This is a genomic window from Paenibacillus sp. FSL L8-0333 (assembly GCF_037965665.1).
Taxonomy (GTDB): Bacteria; Bacillota; Bacilli; order Paenibacillales; family Paenibacillaceae; genus Paenibacillus_AQ; species Paenibacillus_AQ odorifer.
In genome coordinates, this window is record NZ_CP150186.1 from 814,392 (window position 1) to 834,176 (window position 19,785).

General features: G+C 41.8%; 17 protein-coding genes and 1 pseudogene. 13 read left to right on the forward strand and 5 right to left on the reverse strand.

Features of this window, described 5'->3' with window-relative positions:
* Positions 1–205 precede the first annotated feature (205 nt).
* The 5 genes from NYE72_RS03565 to NYE72_RS03585 all read left to right on the forward strand — a co-directional run bounded on the left by NYE72_RS03565 (position 206) and on the right by NYE72_RS03585 (position 5,357).
* Positions 206–1,318, forward strand: a complete 1,113-nt coding sequence (locus NYE72_RS03565; protein WP_076098726.1) for a helix-turn-helix domain-containing protein — start codon at positions 206–208, stop codon at positions 1,316–1,318.
* A gap of 112 nt (positions 1,319–1,430) precedes the next feature.
* Positions 1,431–2,447, forward strand: a complete 1,017-nt coding sequence (locus NYE72_RS03570) for an ABC transporter substrate-binding protein (protein ID WP_076098725.1) — start codon at positions 1,431–1,433, stop codon at positions 2,445–2,447.
* On the forward strand, positions 2,444–3,265 hold the full coding sequence (locus NYE72_RS03575) for an alpha/beta hydrolase-fold protein (protein WP_339211319.1): 822 nt from the start codon (positions 2,444–2,446) through the stop codon (positions 3,263–3,265). Before NYE72_RS03570 ends, NYE72_RS03575 begins: the two co-directional genes overlap by 4 nt.
* 65 nt (positions 3,266–3,330) lie before the next feature.
* A complete protein-coding gene (locus NYE72_RS03580) occupies positions 3,331–4,371 on the forward strand; it encodes an iron ABC transporter permease (protein WP_339211321.1) in 1,041 nt (346 codons plus the stop codon).
* A complete protein-coding gene (locus NYE72_RS03585; protein WP_162164281.1) occupies positions 4,371–5,357 on the forward strand; it encodes an iron ABC transporter permease in 987 nt (328 codons plus the stop codon). Before NYE72_RS03580 ends, NYE72_RS03585 begins: the two co-directional genes overlap by 1 nt.
* A gap of 76 nt (positions 5,358–5,433) precedes the next feature.
* On the opposite strand, the gene NYE72_RS03590 is transcribed toward NYE72_RS03585, so the two are convergent.
* Both NYE72_RS03590 and NYE72_RS03595 read right to left on the reverse strand, forming a co-directional pair.
* Positions 5,434–5,973 carry a helix-turn-helix transcriptional regulator gene (locus NYE72_RS03590; RefSeq protein ID WP_076098721.1) on the reverse strand — a complete coding sequence of 180 codons (540 nt, stop codon included), beginning with the start codon at positions 5,971–5,973 and terminating at the stop codon, positions 5,434–5,436.
* A gap of 46 nt (positions 5,974–6,019) precedes the next feature.
* Positions 6,020–7,207 carry an ABC transporter permease gene (locus NYE72_RS03595; RefSeq protein WP_339211323.1) on the reverse strand — a complete coding sequence of 396 codons (1,188 nt, stop codon included), beginning with the start codon at positions 7,205–7,207 and terminating at the stop codon, positions 6,020–6,022.
* Between the two features lie 169 nt (positions 7,208–7,376).
* Between NYE72_RS03595 and NYE72_RS03600 the strand changes: the two genes are divergently transcribed.
* Both NYE72_RS03600 and NYE72_RS03605 read left to right on the forward strand, forming a co-directional pair.
* On the forward strand, positions 7,377–8,498 hold the full coding sequence (locus NYE72_RS03600; protein ID WP_339211325.1) for an FAD-binding oxidoreductase: 1,122 nt from the start codon (positions 7,377–7,379) through the stop codon (positions 8,496–8,498).
* 158 nt (positions 8,499–8,656) lie between these two features.
* On the forward strand, positions 8,657–9,823 hold the full coding sequence (locus NYE72_RS03605; RefSeq protein WP_076098718.1) for a DUF4317 domain-containing protein: 1,167 nt from the start codon (positions 8,657–8,659) through the stop codon (positions 9,821–9,823).
* Positions 9,824–9,896: 73 nt separating this feature from the next.
* Here NYE72_RS03605 and NYE72_RS03610 read toward each other — a convergent pair whose 3' ends face one another.
* Positions 9,897–10,430 (reverse strand): NAD(P)H-dependent oxidoreductase, encoded by a 534-nt coding sequence (locus NYE72_RS03610; protein WP_076098717.1) that lies wholly within the window; start codon positions 10,428–10,430, stop codon positions 9,897–9,899.
* 185 nt (positions 10,431–10,615) lie between these two features.
* On the opposite strand from NYE72_RS03610, the pseudogene NYE72_RS03615 reads away from it, so the two are divergent.
* The 4 genes and pseudogenes from NYE72_RS03615 to NYE72_RS03630 all read left to right on the forward strand — a co-directional run.
* Positions 10,616–10,864: pseudogene (locus NYE72_RS03615) on the forward strand (winged helix-turn-helix transcriptional regulator); the annotation flags it as partial.
* Positions 10,846–11,415 (forward strand): hypothetical protein, encoded by a 570-nt coding sequence (locus NYE72_RS03620; protein WP_076098716.1) that lies wholly within the window; start codon positions 10,846–10,848, stop codon positions 11,413–11,415. The pseudogene NYE72_RS03615 and the gene NYE72_RS03620, both read left to right, overlap by 19 nt.
* A gap of 113 nt (positions 11,416–11,528) precedes the next feature.
* Positions 11,529–12,251, forward strand: a complete 723-nt coding sequence (locus NYE72_RS03625) for an MBL fold metallo-hydrolase (protein WP_339211327.1) — start codon at positions 11,529–11,531, stop codon at positions 12,249–12,251.
* A 253-nt stretch (positions 12,252–12,504) separates the two neighbouring features.
* Entirely contained in the window at positions 12,505–13,263 is a 759-nt protein-coding gene (locus NYE72_RS03630) for a hypothetical protein (protein ID WP_111502560.1), read from the forward strand.
* 22 nt (positions 13,264–13,285) lie between these two features.
* Here NYE72_RS03630 and NYE72_RS03635 read toward each other — a convergent pair whose 3' ends face one another.
* Positions 13,286–14,227: an AraC family transcriptional regulator gene (locus NYE72_RS03635; protein ID WP_076146228.1), complete on the reverse strand. Its 942-nt coding sequence runs from the start codon at positions 14,225–14,227 to the stop codon at positions 13,286–13,288.
* Between the two features lie 424 nt (positions 14,228–14,651).
* On the opposite strand from NYE72_RS03635, the gene NYE72_RS03640 reads away from it, so the two are divergent.
* On the forward strand, positions 14,652–15,671 hold the full coding sequence (locus NYE72_RS03640; protein WP_076146231.1) for a glycoside hydrolase family 88 protein: 1,020 nt from the start codon (positions 14,652–14,654) through the stop codon (positions 15,669–15,671).
* 12 nt (positions 15,672–15,683) lie between these two features.
* Positions 15,684–17,846, forward strand: coding sequence for a 1,3-beta-galactosyl-N-acetylhexosamine phosphorylase (gnpA, locus tag NYE72_RS03645; RefSeq protein ID WP_076146233.1), 2,163 nt, complete (start codon positions 15,684–15,686; stop codon positions 17,844–17,846).
* An 83-nt stretch (positions 17,847–17,929) separates the two neighbouring features.
* Here the strand turns inward: gnpA and NYE72_RS03650 are convergent, their stop codons facing one another.
* Positions 17,930–19,453, reverse strand: coding sequence for a flavocytochrome c (locus tag NYE72_RS03650; RefSeq protein ID WP_036684833.1), 1,524 nt, complete (start codon positions 19,451–19,453; stop codon positions 17,930–17,932).
* Positions 19,454–19,785: the final 332 nt, after the last annotated feature.

Below are 19,785 nucleotides of genomic sequence, written 5' to 3' on the forward strand. Positions count from 1 at the left end.
CTCCGGGCAGCAGCAGCCTATAGTTACACACAGAAGACGCGAGGGGATTAGTCCCCTGAGCGTCTTCTTTTTTGAGCACACTTTTATAGAACGTTCCCCAACCATTGCCACCCCCCAAAAACAAAAGTATAATTGATAATGATTATCAATTAATGAATGAATAAAGAGTTATGTGCATTTATATAAGCAGTAAAGAGGTGACAGCATGCAAAAACAATCGCAAAAGACGGATTTAAGCGAGGTTAGAAAATATATAGAAGAGAATTTCACGAAGCACTTGTCTTTAGCCCATTTAGCTAATCTTTCTGGTCTTAGCTCCAGTTATTTTTCCTCGGCGTTTAAACAGGAATATATACAAAGTCCAATGGAGTATGTTACTCAGCTGCGGATTCAAAAGGCTAAACAATTATTGCAGAAACAAGACGTTCGCTTGAAGTTTATAGCAGAAGCGGTTGGATATAGTGATGAGTTTTATTTTAGCCGAGTGTTCAAAAAGGTTGAAGGGATCTCCCCAACGATGTATTCCAGCCAACAAAAATCAAATATCGGTGTTGTAACTGGGAATATGATGGGATATCTACATGCGGCAGGAGTGGTCCCTTTTGCTGCACCCTTAAGTGCAAAATGGACACCGTACTACTATAATTTGTGGTCGCAAGAAATCGAGCATAAGGTAATCTTGACCCAAAACAAAAATTATTGCAGCCCAAATGAGCTATTGCATTTGCCAATTGATCTTCTTATTTCTCCAAAAGATCTGTCGTCAGAGCTGGTAAAACAGATAGAGGATCATTTTCCAATCTATTGGCTGGATGATAAGCAAGATTGTTTAGTAGCCTTAACTGAACTTGCTGCCCGACTAAATAAACAAGAAGAAGCGAAACAGTGGATCACGCAGTATAGGGCAAGATTGGAAGACGTTCGGCGCAGGTTAGACTGGGCCACTAAACCACCCAGAGTTCTAGTTATACGTATCTATCAGCAGCAAATCTTTGCTTATTGTAATACAGGTATTCAACATCTTTTATTTCAGGATTTGGGTGCAGAATCTAGTTATGAGCAGCCTGGTCTATATAATGCCGAGATTACTTTTGAAGAGTTAAGTAGATTGAAGGTAGATAAGCTATTTACGATTATATGCCCCGATGATGAGTCACGAGCGACATGGCATCATTTGCAGAGAGAGGTTGGGTTCAGACAGTTAGAGGCTATTAAGCAGCAACTAATCTATATTATTCATTCTGATCCTTGGTTTGAATACTCTCCTGTGGCTTTAAAACGAATGCTAGAGGAAGTTGCAGTAATGATGATACCTTGAAAATGTACATGTCTAATCATAAGATGTTACATGGTCAATGCGTCCTATCTCTTATACACTCAATACTGAGAATGATTATTATTGAGAATATAAGAAAGAGGGAAGGTCTATCATGAAGGGGTTTAATACAAAAACAATAAGTTATGTTGTAATGGTTGGTTTATTATCCATTCTACTAACAGCTTGCGGCGGCAATAATACAGCGAATCAGCAAGCAACAGATACTCCAGCAACAACTAGCGAAACGAGTGCAACTGCAACGGAGGAACCCGCTGTACAAGAAACGGAAGTAGCGGCTAGAGAAGCGTTTGTAGTAACTGATCAAGTTGGCAATACAGTAAACATTCCGGGGACTGTACAAAAGGTGTATGCCCCTGGTCTAGAGGATTACTTAGTTACCCTTGGTGTAACCCCAGTAGCCCAATGGTCCACGGGTGTAAGACCGCAGCAGTATCTACAGGATACGTTAAGTGGTGTAAAAGAAATCAGCTTTGCTAATGGTGTTCCCTCTCCAGAATCTGTAGTCGATTTGGAGCCGGAATTAATTATATTCCCCACTGCTTTTTATGCACAAAATGGTGTTTATGAAAACTACTCGCAAATTGCTCCAACTTACGTGTTTAAGAATGCACTCGGCAATGTAGTGGAAGCGACAGAAACGATTGCGAAATTGCTAGGTTTAGAGGATAAAGCAACAGAAGCTATTGCTGCTTACAATACAAAGCTGGAAGCAACTAAAGCACAGTTAGCCAGCGTTTCTGCCGGTAAAAAAGCAATTTATATTAATGCGAATGCCCGCGCAATCTTTTTAGTGGGTAACTTCCATTACGGGGGTTATGTGCTGAGTGAGCTAGGCTTTGCTCAAAGTGCTCTTGTAGAAGGTGAAATGTCCGCTGATATTTCGCTGGAAATGCTGTCTGATTTAGATGCTGATTATATTTTCATTAACGATAATGATGGTCTGGGAGATGCCTTCCTGGCAGACATTAAAGCTAGTCCTTTATGGAAGGCGCTGCCGGCAGTTCAAGCAGGTAAAGTGTTCGAGGTGGATGGCGATCACTGGAGATCTAGCGGATTAATTGCTTATCAAAAAACGATGGACGATATTGTAGCGTTCCTGCTGCCATGATTATCAAACCGTATGTAAAACCAAACTATGAAACGATGCTGATCACGAGTAAAGCTAACAATAAGGACTATGAAATTTTTATTGCCAAGCCTTTGGATGAGCCTGCAAAAGATGGCTACGGTGTCATTTATGTTCTTGACGGTAATGGACTTTTTGAAACCGCAGCAGAAATCACCCGATTGCTGACGCGTAAGCCTAAAGGCTATCCACCCGCGATTGTTGTTGGCATTGGTTATCCTGGGGGTGAGGCGTTTGATACCTTGCGTCGAACCTATGATTTAACCATGCCAGCCGAGCTTGCGAATTTACCGAAACGTCCCAACGGGGAGCCTTGGCCAGCATTTGGCGGGGCAGATGAGCTGCTAGCCTTTTTTGAAAAAGAGTTAATGCCAGCCATTGCCCAGCGGTTCGTTATCAATAAGCAGAAGCAAGCATTGTTTGGTCATTCCTTTGGCGGATTATTTGTGCTGCATGCTTTGTTTACACAACCCACCTTGTTCTCACATTATATTGCAAGCAGTGCTTCCATCTGGTGGAATGATTACGCACTTTTAAAGGAGTATGAGAGTTTTAAAGCTGATTTACACAGCAATACGCTAAGTCAGTTACCTAAAACGCTTATGATTGCCGGTGGAGAAGAGCTGGATTATATGGTCAAGGATAGCTTGGATTTATGTAACAGTATGATGGCCTTACACCTTCCAAGCTTTGAAGTAAGCTGGGCATTGCTTGAGCAAGAGGAGCATGTAAGTGTAATCTCGGGTGCGATTAGTCGGGCCGTCAAATTTTTGCTTACCACATCCTCTGACTTAAGTTAGAAATCATATCGTTTGCATCTGAGCTGGCCCTTGGCTGGCTCTTTTTGTAAAGTGAAGGGAAAGGGTTGGAAACATTGGCCGCAAATGTTCAGAAATCATCACTAGCAGGAGAAAAAAAGTTCTCCTTTTTAGTATTGCTAATCTTCATGCTCCTCCTATTAATAGGCGTATTAGTGCTTGCTATGGCCCTTGGCGCGAAAAAAATACCCTTTGCAGATGTATTCATGTCGATCATCGCTTTTGATGATAAGGCTTCTACTCATCAGGTGATCCAATCCATTCGTTTACCCCGGGTACTTGCCGCTATGGCAACGGGCGCTGGATTTGCAGTAAGTGGAGCGATTATTCAAGGGATTAGTCGCAATCCTTTAGCCGATTCGGGGATTCTTGGGTTAAATGCTGGGGCAGGGGTCACATTAGTTATTGCTATGGTTTTCCTGCCGACGCTTACATTTACAGGTACACTTTGGCTCTGTATTCTAGGTGCGGGATTGGGAGCGGGTTTAGTTTTTAGTGTTGGTTTATTAAGTAAACGAGGCATGACGCCTATTCGGCTTGTATTGGCGGGTGCTGCCATCTCTGCAATGCTAACTGCCCTAAGTGAAGGAATAAGTATCTTTTTTTCAGTGGCACAGCAGGTGGCTTTTTGGTATGGAGGAGGTTTAAGTGGCATTAGTATGGCTCATTTACAGCAAATGTTGCCGTGGATGCTTCTTGCGCTATTACTTGCCATCGTAATTTCAAAGTCGATTACTATACTATCTGTAGGGGATGAGACAGCGGAAGGGTTAGGCGTTAATATTAAGCTTATCAAAAATCTCTCGCTTTTATCCGCATTTATGTTGGCTGGGATTTCATGTGCTTTAGCTGGATCTGTAAGCTTTGTGGGCTTAATTGCTCCGCATTTGGTACGTTACATAGTGGGTGTGGATTATCGTTATATTATTCCATTATCCGCGATTCTGGGAGCCACCCTTGTTGTGCTTGCTGATTTAGTGGCACGTATCGTAAATGCCCCTTATGAAATCCCTGTAGGTGCTGTAATTGCGGTTATTGGTGTTCCGTTCTTTCTATATTTGGCACGTAAAGAAAGGCGGGAACTATAGTGAAGCTAAGATGGAAATTTATAATTATAGCAATCATTTTACTGCTAGGCTTTATATATAGTGTATCTACTGGTCAAAGCAGCTTAAGCTTACAAGAGTTATGGCAAACCGTATTGGGAAATGGAACACCGAGGCAGGAGCTTGTACTTTTTCAGTTCCGTATTCCACGTATGATCTTGGGTTTTCTAGTGGGTGGCGCGTTGGCAATAGCAGGAATGCTGCTGCAAGCCATAAGCCGAAATGCTTTAGCAGACCCGGGCATATTGGGGATAAATGCTGGTGCTGGATTATCCATGATGTTATTTTTGCTGTTACAAAATAGCTCAACCGGCTTACATACTTATGTTCAGCCACTGTACGCTTTATTGGGTGGATTTATCGTTGTCGCTCTATTATTTATGCTTTCCTATGATCGCAATCAAGGCATTATTCCCATTCGATTAATTTATACAGGTATTGCTGTTGCGGCTGCGATTAGTGCATTTATGATTGTGTTAACCTTCGTACTAGATCCTTCGCAATATCAGATGATTAAGGTGTGGCTGGCAGGGAACATAGGGAATAGTAATTGGAGTCACGTGTATGCTATGCTGCCTTGGTTACTTCTTATTGTGCCTTTATTAATTCGGAATCATCTTATATTGGATGTACTAAGGCTTAACGATCCTGTAGTCATTAGTTTAGGGGTATCTCTAAATAAATATCGTGTTTGGTTTTTAGTGTGTAGTGTCTTATTGGCGGCACCAGCGGTTGCTGTTAGTGGGAGTATTGGATTTGTAGGACTAGTAGTTCCACATTTAGTTAGACGACTCTTTCGTGGCCATAAAATAATGATTCCCGCATGTTTATTAATCGGTGGCGGATTAGTTGTTATTGCAGATGCGCTTGGTAAAATGGTGGTAGCCAATACTGAAATACCAGCAGGAGTGATCGTGGCTTTAATCGGTGCTCCATACTTTTTATATTTATTGATTAAAAGTGAATAATTGAAAAAAACTTTGCGATTGGTGCTGGATATAAAAAAGAATGCCTTGATTATGCTATAATCCAAGGCATTCTTTTTTATATAGTTTTCGTTTTCAGCTTTTCTAAAAGATCTTTCCACCAGTAAATAGATTGCTCTAGTTGAGAAGCGTAGTAGCTTTCCATGAAATCTACGACGTCACGGGTGGAGCTATCTACATCTATTTGCTGGTAAATTTGATTTAATTGATCTTTTTTTATAAGTGACTGTTCAATTTTCTTCTCGATAATCGGGATCACTTTATCAGTCTCTACAAAACGAAGATTCACAAGAGCAACAATCATATCTGAAATAGATTCTGCATCTTCTATTACCTTATAAATTTTGAGCGGGAGCTGCTTGCGCCCTTTATCGGTAATGGAAAACACCTGTTTGTCTGGGCGATGTTCTTCTTTGATAATCTCTACCTGTTCAACTAAGCCCTGTTTCGTAAGGGATTCAAAATGATAATATAGTTTGCTTTCAGATAGATTTAGCAATGTATCAAATGGAATAGGGGTGGATAGTTCTTTTTTTAATTTATAAGGATAATTATTTTCATCCATTAACTTACTTAAGATATAAATTTGAATTGACATCACAGAACCCACTCCTAATTGTTGGCTAAACTCTATCTTACCAAACCTAGGCGGTTATTTCAGCTGTATTTTTAACTTCAACGGGCAGTATAGTTTCTTTAGTCACAGGTACAGATTTATGAACAAACCGGACGATAACAATGTTAATCATCATAGCCCCGGCAAATACGCCTGCTAATCCCCATAAGAAGGGTGCTGGACTAATAGAACCAAACATTTGTGCCAAATAAGCTTGCACAGAATAATACATCGGGGTGATGCGGCCGAACCAATCGTATGGTGTATACATCATATCACGAGGCATGGTAGCGCCATTGGCGATGGTTTGCATGAGCAGAATTGGAATATTTAAGACCATACCGCCTTCGCCAACTAGGAAGACCATAATCGCACACACGTTAAATGCAGCCATATACATTAGAATTTGCTGAGCAGCAACTGGTAACAGTAAGGATAGGTCTACATCTGCAACAGAGAAGGCAATGGTTAAAGCAACGACTGTTGATAATACAGCGATTAATAATGCTGTGAGTTGAACGAACATAAACAGTTTTGTCTTGCTTGCTTTCCCGCGGTTCGCTTTAAAAGAAGCAACTAATTGCATGGAGGCAATCATTGCCCCAACATAACCAGCCATAGTTAAGAACATAGGTAGCATGTTGTTGTGCATGCCGTCCGGAACATCATTGATGACAACATAATTCCCGACATAACTATTTTCAATTTGTGTAGCCATTGCGGTGGCTTGTTCTTCTGGTACGTTAAAGTTCATTAACACACCTTTTGCGGTTTGCTCTGAGAAGTTCGCGCTTAATTGTTTGTTAATTTCTCCTACAACGGAAGACATGGCGGAAGATACCATGGTGGCAGAAGCTTCGTTGACTGTGAAATCAATACTTGCGGATACCTTACCGCTTTGAACGTTGGCGGAAAATTCTTCTGGAATATGGACAACTAGAGCTAACTTATTATGTTCTAATTCATCCATCGCCTTTTTATTCGATACATCGGTTTTTATCGTTTTGAATGGTAAGCTCTCCGAGAACTGATTCGAAATCTGAGCCCCATATTGACCGGCATCATCATTGACGATAGCAATTTTTAAATCATCCATGTTCCCTGGAAGTGCTGTATACCCTGGTAAGAAAATACCAAGCATCGCAATGGCATAGAACACACCCATAAAAATAGAACCAATGGCCCCTTTGGACTTCAAAAACTGTGAAAACTTCAACTGTATTCCTTCTTTCTTCTGAATAACACTTTTATTTTAGTACTCCAATTAAAGTACTTTTAACTGAGTGAGATTTATAGTACGATAATTCATTATAAATGTCAAATTTAAGATACAATGGGTAAGTAGTGAATGATTAAAAAAATGAATAACTGAAGGGACTTCGAATATGAACAAGGTTATTGTAATTGGTGCAGGGATATTAGGGGCTTCAGCAGCTTATCAGCTAAGTAAGTTAGGTGCTGAGGTCATCATTATAGATCGTAAGGATGTTGGACAAGCAACGGATGCAGCAGCAGGGATTATTTGTCCATGGTTGTCTCAACGCAGAAACAAAGCATGGTATCGTCTTGCTAAAGCGGGAGCAAGCTTTTATCCGGCACTTATTCAAGAGTTGGAAGAGGCTGGAGAAACCGAGACTGGATACGCAAAAGTAGGAGCGATATGTATTCATGAGGATTTGAAAAAGTTACTCGCGATGAAAGAAAGAGCGGAGCTGCGCAGAGAGGACGCCCCTGAAATAGGGGAACTTACGATGCTGACGGATCTTGAAGCGCAAGAGAAGTTTCCCTTATTGTCGGAAGGTTATCATGCGCTGCATGTATCGGGTGCAGCAAGAGTGAACGGACGTGAATTACGTGATGCTTTGCTAAGAGCTGCTCAGCGTAATGGTGCGCAAATGATTGAGGGAGATGCTATTTTAAAGCATGCTGATCATGCAATTAAAGGGGTTAGCGTAGGAGAACAGACATTCACAGTGGATGAAGTGATTGTGTGCGCAGGGGCTTGGTCTAACGCTTTGCTTCATCCGCTTGGGATCATGCTCCAGGTGCGTTATCAAAAAGCTCAAATTATGCATTTGAAGCTTGCTCAACAAGCGAGTACAGAGCAATGGCCTGTGGTAATGCCGCCTACAGATCAATATATACTTGCGTTTGCGGATCGAAATATCGTGGTAGGTGCTACTCACGAAAATGATGTCGTAGGTTATGATACTGCTGTAACCGCAGGAGGAATGCAAGAAATATTAAATAAAGGTCTGCAAACGGCTTCCGGTCTTGCGGATTGTAGCCTAAATGAGATAAGAGTAGGGTTCCGTCCTTTTACTGCAGATTTTCTTCCCGTGTTAGGCAGGGTTCAAGGATGGAATAAACTAATTGTTGCTAATGGACTAGGGTCATCCGGATTAACGATGGGACCCTTTCTTGGTGAGCAGCTAGCCAAGCTGGCCATGAATCAACAGGTAGATATTCCGCTTGAAGACTATGCATTAGAGCATGCGATAAATTGATGAGTACGAGCACGAATGGAGGGGAAGTCCAAACATTCACCTCAGTCACGCACTTACCTTAATAGAAAAATCTTAACTTCAACTAATATAGCGAAGGTTTTTTTTATCCTTTATACTGAAAAGACCAATTAATCTTCCTAGGAGTTGTCTAACGAATCATGATAAAGAAAGAAGTCGCGCATATACGCAAGCAATTTAAGCTGGATCACGATTTAATGAGTATTTACGATATTCTCAACGTGTATATTATGAAGGAAAGCAACGAGATCTATCATTGGGAGCGCCAGCCGTTTGGAATGGTGGACAGAGAGAAGCAGGAGCTGTATATGGGCAATTTCAAAAAACTCCTGACCGGTGAATTGGATCAGAAATTGTTCGAGTTGAAGTTTCAAGCGGAAGCGGAGGAGCCAGCGCAGGTGATGCTTCATCAAGCTTTGGTGACAGGGGATCCGGATGAATGGCAGGACCTGATGCTGCTGTTGGTGGACAGAATGATGGCGGATACTCATTATGAACGGGATACGGTGATCACTTTCGTTCGCGGACAGTATTTCCGCCCGACTAAAGATAGAAACGATGAAGCCGAGGAAAGTGAGAAAAACGAACTATTCGCGCATCCTTTTATCCTATGCAGCGTGAATTCCACGGAGAAACAACGGAAAGCTCTCTTGTTTGATTACGTGGAGCGGGAGTTCAAGTACAATATCATTGTAGATCCGATCGTCAAGTTAAGTACGCCGGAGCAAGGTTTCTTTTACCCAAGCGTGACGGACAATTATTCCGATGTGAACCGCATTCTGTATTGTACGGGGAAATCGAACTTCCCGGATCCGCATTTTGTCGGAGAGGTCTTGAATGCCGAAAGATCCAATACGGCTCTGGAAGAGAGAGCTATATTCGAAGACATCGTGAAGGAAGTGGCGGGCGAGCAGCTTGATGCAACCACTCTCGCACAGGTGTACGAGGAGATCCATCAGGTCATCGAAACCAACGACGATAAGGAAGAACCTCCAAAGCTCGATTATAGAGATCTGGAACGTGTACTGACGGTAAGTGGCGTAGAGAACGTGACAATGGAAAAAGTGGAACGGGCGTTTGAAACGATCGTTGACGATAAGCATTATGAGATGAAGGCGAGCAGCGTAATGCCGAAATTTACTACCAAATCGATTAAGATCGATACAAAGGTAGCTACGATTTCGGTCAGCCCGCAGGATTTAAAATATGTGAAGCAAGTGAATTATCATGGGAGACGCTGCATTTTGATTGAGGTTGACGAAGATGCCGTGATCGAAGGATTCACACTTACTACAGAGAATCTTTAGACCGCTTCAACAATGTTATGGGCTATCCTTAAAGTCTTTGAACAAGACTAAGGATAGCCCAATTTGTTTTGTGTCAAATACGGTGATTAAAGATATATTCGATATATTCTTTTGCGCTAGTATTAATTTCTTCATCGCTGGCTTGGAATGAAGCTCCAAAAACAGCAAAGTACGGTAGGGCTTCTGCGCCTACATGTTTGGCACTGGCTTTAAAGGGTGCGATCACTTCGTCTACGGTAAAAGAAACAGAGCCCTCTGGCTGATAATTTTCCTTTTTATCACCGATAGATAGGGCCAGCCCTAGCTTTTTCCCGTTAAGCTTGTCACCGTTTGATCCATAAGCCCATCCGTAAGCCAACACATCGTCAAACCATTTTTTTAATAGCGGCGGATAACTGTACCAATACAACGGGAATTGAAAGATCACATGGTCATATGCTTCCATTAGATTTTGCTCTCTAGGAACATTAATATTCCAGTCAGGGTACTCCTTATAAATCTCATGAAGGGTAATATCGTTGGGATATAATAGCAGTTCTTCTTTCCAGCGCTGGTTGACCCTCGAATTCTCAAGGCCCGGATGCGCCAAAATCACTAGTGTTTTCATGATGAATCTCCATTCTCAGGCCTATATTATTTATGAATATTATTATTATCTTGCAGGTTGTAAAAAAAGAAAATACACACAATAAAGTAAGATGGTTACTTTGAGGTGTGTACTGGACTCAGAAAAAAATATATGCAACAATGAAGTTTTGAGTAAGCTTAATTTGATCATTTGAATTACAGCGTAATATTCAGGGCATCTCACAAAAGGTTCTGATCCAGCAGCTTCGTGAACTTGAGAGGGATGGGCTTGTCAAAAGATTCGTGTACCAGCAGATGCCGCCAAAAGTTGAATACAGCCTCACGGAATATGGCGTTACAGCCAATAAGATCGTGGATGTTATGTGTTCTTGGGGAAAAGAAAATATAAAAATAAGACAAAGACGAGGAGAAGAGATCGTCTTGTTGGAGGATACATGTCCTGGAGCAAATTAAAGCAACAACTGGAGAGTTTTCTCTGTCCTGCGTTATCCGGCAAGGTTGAATATCGTGCAAGCAGTTACCGTTATTTACCTGATAAATCAGGGAGCTGTTATATTTCGGTAGATAAAAAGAACGTACTCAATATGAATGATAGAACTAACTCAATCAGATGGTATCAGACGGAGCAGGAGATTAAGAATGATTCGGAACTCCAAATTCCTGTCCACCCTGAAGACATTGAAGCGGTTAGAAAAGATAGTAAAGGGAACATCCCGGAGGATCGTCTAATAGTCATTGCAAGAAGCAGAAAGATATCAGAAGTTGCAAAGGAGCTTTTGTCAGCACAGACCTCATTAAGTAAATCGAATTTTATCGTTGTAGCTAATAAGTTTTTATCTACTTCTATAGAGGAAAGCATAGAGAGCGATGATATCTTATTGAATATTCTGGCTTTAGTGGACAGACGGGTTGGGAAAAAGCGGATTTTAAACATGAGCGAGAAGATCCAGTTAAAGCATCCGATTGTGCAATATTTTTATGAACTACGTCGTAGTACATTGTGAATATAACTAAAATCTCCCTTGCTCAATGGCACCTGCTTCATCCATTATAAATAGGTAATCATCTCCCCCATAGAGCGTATCTTTACCTGTATCCATAAAGGAGAGAAAATAGGATGGAACTCAAAAAAATAAATGACTCTATTTATTATTTGGAAAGTGTCCGAGAAACAGACAGACCTGTTTTGGGATATGTTGTAGGTGACAGCTTTTCAATTATGATTGATTGTGGCAATTCAAAATCGCATTTAGATGCCTTTATAAAGTGTTTGGATGATAACAATCTGCCACGTCCCAAATATGCTTTGATCACGCACTGGCATTGGGATCATACCTTTGGTATGCATGCTTTTGACGGGGAAACTATAGTCTCTTCAGCAACGAATGAGGCACTAAAGCGCCTGAAAGCATGGGAATGGGATGAAGAAGCTGTGGTAAAACGTTTAGAGACCAAAGAAGAAATAGCATTCGCCTATAACTGTATGAAAAAAGAATATGATACGTTTGATAAGATTAAGGTTAGCACAGGAAATATTATTTTCGAGGATGCTTTAACGCTGGATTTAGGGGGCACCACTTGCCAGATTATAAAGGTAGGAGGGCCACATGAAGCGGATTCTTGTGTTGTATATATAAAAGAAGCGGGAGTTTTATTCGCAGGTGATGCACATAGCGGGGATTATTATCATGGAGAAGGTAAAATTGATCCGATAAAAATGAAAAAATATATTGAGTTTTTATCGACTCTTTCATTTACTACGTATATCCCGGGGCACGACGCCCCTATGAGCAAGGAAGAAATCATTCCCTTGTTAAATAGATTTTGTGAGGTCAAGTAAAGGCTAGCCTTATCACATAACAGCTTATTTTATTAGGCGACTTGTTAGGTATGAATTCGGTAGTGTACCGGACGCATGCCTTTTTGTTGTGCCTGATGGGGCAGTTCATAGGGGGTGGCTTATTTGCGTTTATTGGGAAGCAGCGTTACGATTAATCATAAGCAGCCTTGCTTCAAACCCCTCCTGAGCTATTAGAAATCTTAGACGAATTATACATCGATGGCTGGGGACATGTACAGAAAGGGAAACAGAAATGGATAAGAAAATAAGCGTAGAGAATCTAAAACTGACACCACAAAATGATACTTATTATATTGCTTGGAGTATCGGAGTCGATAAGAAGTATAAAAAGCATATGAAAAAAGAAATAAAGAGCCAACTCACAGACGTTCTAGGATCCATGACTCAAAATAATGCTGTGGAGGATATTTCAGTTTACAGTCATAACAAAACAGCCGAAAAACATGGAGAATTCATTATATGGGATTATCTTATCCTAATGCAGATCAAGGAAAAAGAAGATGCCGAAATCATTTTACCTAACTTGAAAAATGTGAATATACCTTTCGTGCTCGAAACAATCCGTATGGAGTTACTTGTAACTACACCAAACAGTACGTACCCTACACCAGGGGAAGGCGCGAGAAAACGGCATGTAAAGCCATTTTATGCAATTGAATATGTCGATGTTCAGCCTAATCATATAGATGAATTCCGGGACATAATGATTAACAATAACGGACCGGCAATGAAGTACATAATGGAGGAAGCGAGATGGTGTCATAATTTTTATGCATTAGAAACGCTGACTGTCTTCTATCATAATTCAAGTTATCCTACTTGGAACCAGATTCATGTCATAGGTTTGTATTTGGAATCAATTTTTCTATATAAAAAAGATTTCTCAAAAGGGCTGGCACTGACCCACAGCATTTCATTTGAAGAAAACTTTGCGCAGTTAAAGAAGATAAGAACCATGTTATATAAAACGATCGGGAGAAAGATGATCTAGAATAGACCAATGGATAAATGGATCAAACCCACCCCGTAAACTCCAAAATAGACGCTTTAGCGGATTGTGCTTCGGATTGTGCGCCTTTACGCCATTGTTTAGGTGACTCACCCATAAGCTTGGAGAAACATCGGTTGAAGCTGGATATGGACTGAAAACCGACTTGCTCAGAGATGGAGAGAATGGAATCGTCCGTACTTTTTAACTGCTTGCAGGCCTCTTCAATACGGGTACTGTTAAGGAAGTCGAGAGGTGCGGACCCCATAATCTCATGGAATTTTCTGCGAAAATGAGTGGTACTTAGGTGGCACAGATCAGCTAAAAAATCGATGGTAATCGGCATCATGTAGTTTTTAGTGATGTATTCCAGAACGGGTGAGATGACAAAATCGCCCTTCAGGCTATGCTCTGTTTCTTGATTAACCAAGGGTTCATTCCGGGAATGAATTCTAAGAAGCTCTATATAAAGCGATAATAATAAGCCGTAGGCACTTTCTTGATAGTAAGGATTTTTTTGCTTCAATTCCTCTACGACCGATGTCGCAAGGGTATAAACCTTGGGATGTTCCTCTTTGTTTAAAATACAGTTCATTCCCTTTATTGCCCACAGATTCGGCTCAAAGTTGCTGTAAGCGCTCTTGAAGGATTGCTGAAAAAGATCCTCAGGCGAAAAAAAGATATAAGACCACAGACTGGCTTCATTCGGCGAACTATAAGTTGTATGAGGGAGATACCTAGGGATGAAGGTCACATCTCCGGCTTTAAAAGGCACAGATTCTCCTTTGATCTCCATGATGCCGCTATCCGAATGGCAAATGCCAATCTCCAAATGATTATGGAAATGTAGATGTTCACTTTTAATATCAGAAATCTTCCAACGTTCACCGCTTAACAGTAAGATAGGAAAGTTTATCGGTAAGCTGTAGTGGCGGTATTCAATGACGGGCTTCTTTTTTCTGGGCATATTCTCAATACTCCCATTCTTATTACGTAGGTTGAGTAGATTATAGGTTAACGTTATATCAAATTCAACTATATAAAGAGAACTTGATATTATACAATTTGGGAAAAAAGTGGCGGAGGAGAAGTTTGGAACTGTAGGAGCGTTAGCGTCCGCCTTTGTCAGCAGATTTCCACCGCGAAGAGCGGTATAAAATCAAGAAATCTGCAGACAACAGCGGCCGGAAGTCCAAACATTCTCTGTAGTCACGGCCAATCCCGAAATATAAGAACTACTAGTTAATAGTTGAAATTGCACAGTTTAGTTATGAATATGCTTAGAATCAGACCATTTTACTACTTACAATAGAGTTAGTAAAGCGTTTACAATATGAACGGACAGCTCTCATGCGCCTTTGGGGGCGTGTGCGAAAGAGAGGAGAAACAAGATGCTTCAATTAAATTATGACAGAGAAGAGATTTTAAGGGTCATCGATAAAGTGGTCAGAAAAACAATGGCGATGGATTTAACATGGGACTGGCCATGTGGTGTGGCTTATTATGGGGTAACCAGAGCTTATGAAACTACAGGAAATAAAGAGTATTTGGATATGCTTGTCCAGTGGGCAGATGAATATATCGAGCTGGGTCTGCCGGATTGGACAGTTAACACCTGTGCCATGGGCCATATGCTGATCACCTTGTATGAAGAAACAGGTAACCAGAAGTATTGGGATATTGTGATGAGCAAGGTGGATTATCTGCAGAACAATGCGCTTAGATTCGGAGATCATGTGTTGCAGCATACCGTCTCTATTTCTAATGATTTTCCAGAACAGGCATGGGCGGATACCTTGTTTATGGCGGCATTTTTCCTGCTCCGTGTAGGAAGCAAATTAAAGGATCAGGAAATGATCCAAGATGCCTTGAATCAATATTATTGGCATATCAAATACCTGCAAGATCCTAGCAGCGGGTTTTGGTACCACGGATACAATAATGTGAAGCAGGATCACATGTCTGGACTATTCTGGGGCAGAGCGAATGCTTGGGGCGCATACACTATGTCGCAAGTTAAAAAGCTTTTGAAAGAATGGTATCTGTATCCGCAGTGTATGGACGTGGAGTGTTCGCTGCGCGATCAGCTGGCCGCACTCAAGCTGGTGCAAACGGAGAACGGCCTGTGGCGGACTGTACTAGATGACGAGGAGTCTTATGAAGAAGTATCCGCGTCTTGCGGCATTGCGGCTGCTATGATCAATAACGGCAATCCGCTGCATACCAAATATGTGCAAAAGGCCCTGAAAGGTATTTTGAACAATATCAGTGAAGATGGACGGGTACTGGGTGTCTCTGGCGGAACAGCGGTTATGAAGGATCGGGAAGGATACCGCAATATTCCAAAAGACTGGATTCAAGGCTGGGGTCAAGGCTTAGCATTAGCTTTTCTATCCGATATGCTTAAATAGGAGGGATCCAAGTTGTCCAAAAAAACAACGGGGGCCTTTACACTGCCGGGAGAATCCGGTTATGAGGCATTGACCCTGGAATTAGCTGAACGTTGGGGTGCCGATGTCATTCGTGACAGTGACGGCACACAGTTGTCCGATGAGATTATCAACGCAGGATACGGCATTTATTCTACAATCTGCATCATCAGAGATCATAACGAATGGGCGTCCCAGAATTCAGACAAGCTGCAGCAGAGCTTTTTAATAACAAATCCTAAGGTAGCGGTACAAGATTATTTATCCATCTATCTGATGGAGGATTTTTTTGCTGAACAATTCCGAGTGAATGATTCCAAAGAGGCGTTTAAGTACTGGCAGGTTTTTGACCGAACGACGGGCGAAGAGGTTCCAAGAGAACAGTGGAATTATGAGCGGGAATCGGGAAATGTAGTCATTACTGGAATTGCACCTTGGCATAAATACACAGTCAGCTTCATGGTCTATCGGATTTGGGAAGAGATCTCCATGTACAATCACACCACGAATCACTGGGAAAAAGAGCATCTGATGCAGATTGATCCCATCTATGTAGAAACGCAAAAATATTTACTCCATTGGATAGAAGATTGGTGTCATAAGCACAAGGAAACAACAGTGGTTCGATTTACCTCCCTCTTTTATAATTTCGCCTGGATCTGGGGCAGTGATGAGCGCAATCGCCATTTGTTCTCGGACTGGGGTTCATATGATTTTACGGTAAGCTCAAGAGCGCTTGATCTGTTTGCCAAAAAATATGGGTATTCGCTTACGGCCGAGGATTTTGTGAATGGTGGGAAATATCGGGTCAGTCATATCCCGGCGCAGCAGCGGAAGCTGGACTATATGGCATTTATCAATGATTTTGTCATCGAATTTGGTAAGCAATTAATTGATATTGTGCATAAGCACGATAAGCTGGCGTATGTCTTCTATGATGACAGTTGGGTTGGCATGGAGCCTTACAATGACCGTTTTGAGGAGTTTGGTTTTGACGGGATGATTAAATGTGTGTTCTCAGGGTATGAGGCAAGGCTTTGTTCTGGTGTAAAAGTAGATACCCATGAGATTCGGCTGCATCCCTATTTATTTCCGGTTGGATTGGGAGGGCTCCCTACGTTTATGGAGGGAGGTAACCCTACGCTCGATGCCAAAAAGTATTGGATTAATATCCGGCGCGCCTTGCTCAGAGAGCCTATAGATCGGATTGGACTGGGCGGATATTTGCATCTTGTAGAGCCTTATCCGGATTTTTGTGATTATATCGAAAAGATCGCGGGTGAATTCAGAGAAATTAAAGAGCTGCATCATAAAGGCAAACCGTATCAGATTAAGATGAAGGTAGCCATTTTGCACGCTTGGGGCAAATTGAGATCGTGGACCTTGTCCGGGCATTTCCATGAAACGTATATGCATGATCTGATTCATATCAATGAGGCTTTGTCCGGATTGCCGATTGAAGTCCAGTTCATTGATTTTGAAGATATCCGTCAGGGAGTATTACAAGATTGTGATGTAGTGATTAATGCCGGCTCGGCAGGTTCAGCATGGAGTGGCGGGGAATACTGGAGTGATCATAAGTGCGTGGACTTACTGACCGCGTGGGTTTATGAGGGCGGTACTTTTATAGGTGTCAATCAGCCTTCGGCGCTTGAAGGTTATGACAGCTTTTTCAGAATGGCCCATGTGCTTGGTCTGGATGAGGATACAGGCTCCAAGGTAGCTCATGGAAGATGGACATTTGAGGCTAGAGATGAGCAAGATTTAGTGCCTGAAGGAGCCAGCATAACACCTAAAAATAACATTTATCTTACGGATGGCTCGGCAGCGGTATTGTGTGAAAAGAGTGGGATGATAACATTGTCTGCCCATGCCTTTGGTAAAGGAAAGGGGATCTACCTGCCTTCTTTCACCTTAAGCTTTGAAAATACAAGATTGCTGTTAAATGTGATTCGTTATGCCGGGAATGAGTTAAAGGACACAAAGTATATTACGGATAATTTATATACAGAGTGTGCGTATTATCCAGAAAGCAAAATACTCGTGGTGATTAACAATAGCGACCAGCTTCAAAAAACTACGATTGATACGGAATATGGACAACAAACGTTGGAATTAGATCCGTTTGATACTATTATCCGAACTATTGGCGATTAATTACATTAAAAAAGCTCAAGCCAGCGGCTAACTTGCCGATGCTTGAGCTTTTTGCTGTGAAGCCTATAGTATCTATTATCTACTTATTTTGCTTTTATGAATTCAGCAGATTTGATCCCAGCTTGACGGCCGAAAATAATGATTTCTGCAACAGAGTTGCCGCCAATCCGGTTTTGTCCGTGTAAGCCGCCTGTAACTTCACCTGCCGCAAACAGACCAGGAATAGCTTCACCATCTTTATTCAGAACTTCTGTGTTCGTATTGATCTTCACGCCACCCATGGTGTAGTGAATCCCAGGAGCAATTTTAATAGCGTAGAAAGGACCAGTGGACAGGTCATTGTCCATTCCTGTAGTTCTGCCAAATTCGGCATCCTTTTTATTCTTAACGGCGCTGTTCCAAGTATCAAGCGTTGTTGCCAGCTTATCCTCTGGAACACCGATTTCTTTGGCCAAAGCTTCGATGGAATCCGCCTGAATCACGAAACCCATTTTGTCATATTGTTCAATAGCCTTCACACGGGATTTAACACCGGAATCAAAGACCAGCGTAGCTGCTTTTTCAGGCAGTGTATTGATGGAAGCTGTTACTTTATCACGGGTATCCAATTCGTTGGTGAACCGTGTGCCTTCACTGGAAACAAGGATAGCGCCTTCCCCACGAACAGCTTCGCCGATGAGGTAGGATTTTTCTTGCTGCACAGTCGGGTGAACTTGGATTTGATCCATATCGACGGTTGTGCCGCCGAGTTTCTCAATCATCTTGATGCCGTCTCCGGTACTGCCGATTTGGTTAGTAGTAACGTAGCCTTCCAAGTCAGGTCTTACTTCGGAGATCAAATCCATATTGGCACCGAACCCGCCAGTGGTTACAACGACAGCATCTGCCGTAATTGTTTTTTCCTCTGTTTGGTTAAAGAGGACTTTGACGCCATTTACTTTGCCATCTTTTTCAGTGATTTCTTTGACATCAGCATTCACGAAAAGTGGGATTTCTTTCTCTTGTACGTTTTTCACTAAACCTTTGACAAGGTATTGACCCACAGCAGAGCCATCTTCAGGACGGTGTGTACGTTTTTCGTTCATGCCGCCTGTAATAGTGATATTATTCAAGCGGATTCCGATGGAATCCAGCCAATCGATCGCACTCGCGGAATTATCAACGAAGAAACGAAGCATTTCTTTGTCGTTAGTGTCATGGCCACCTTTTAATGACTCTTCATAAAATAAATCATTGCTGTCTTCAATGTTTTGTTCTTTTTGGAATTTCGTTTCAGAAGCGTTCATTCCCGAAGAGGATTTGGTTGTGTTCCCGCCGGCAACCGGCATTTTTTCCAATATAACAGGGTTCATGCCTTTCTCTTTGGCCTCAAGCGCCGCGGACATTCCCGCACCACCCGCACCGACAATGATGATATCATATTTATCTTTTAATTGATCGAATGGTGTGTAGCTTGCTTCAGATGCCCCGGAGACGGCTTCAACTTCTTTTTTCTCGTTGTTATTACTCTTGCTCTCGTTCACCTTGTCGTTTCCATTACCGCAACCTGCGGTAACGAGCATGACAGAGAGGACGAGACTCAGAGCACCAGCTGCTTTCTTTTTCATTGTTAACCCTCCACTTTTATATTTCTCTATTAAGATGTACCAAAAGAACCCGACAAAAAAGAAGGGAAGTATCAGAGGGAGTTGGAAGTGGAGAAGCGCGCGCGTCGCTGTTATTCTCCTAACTTCAAATCTTCTACGGTTACGTCCACAGTTTCCATCGTTATTCTCTTTAGTTCATCTTCTTATTAAGTATACCATCAATCATGGCTATTAGTGAAAGTTTTCACAAATTATACAAGTCGTCTATTCTAACATAGGGTAACGAAATATTGAGCAGATTAGGCGAAAAATGGAGCATAGACCTTGCAATTAGAAGGTTTTGACGTAAGATT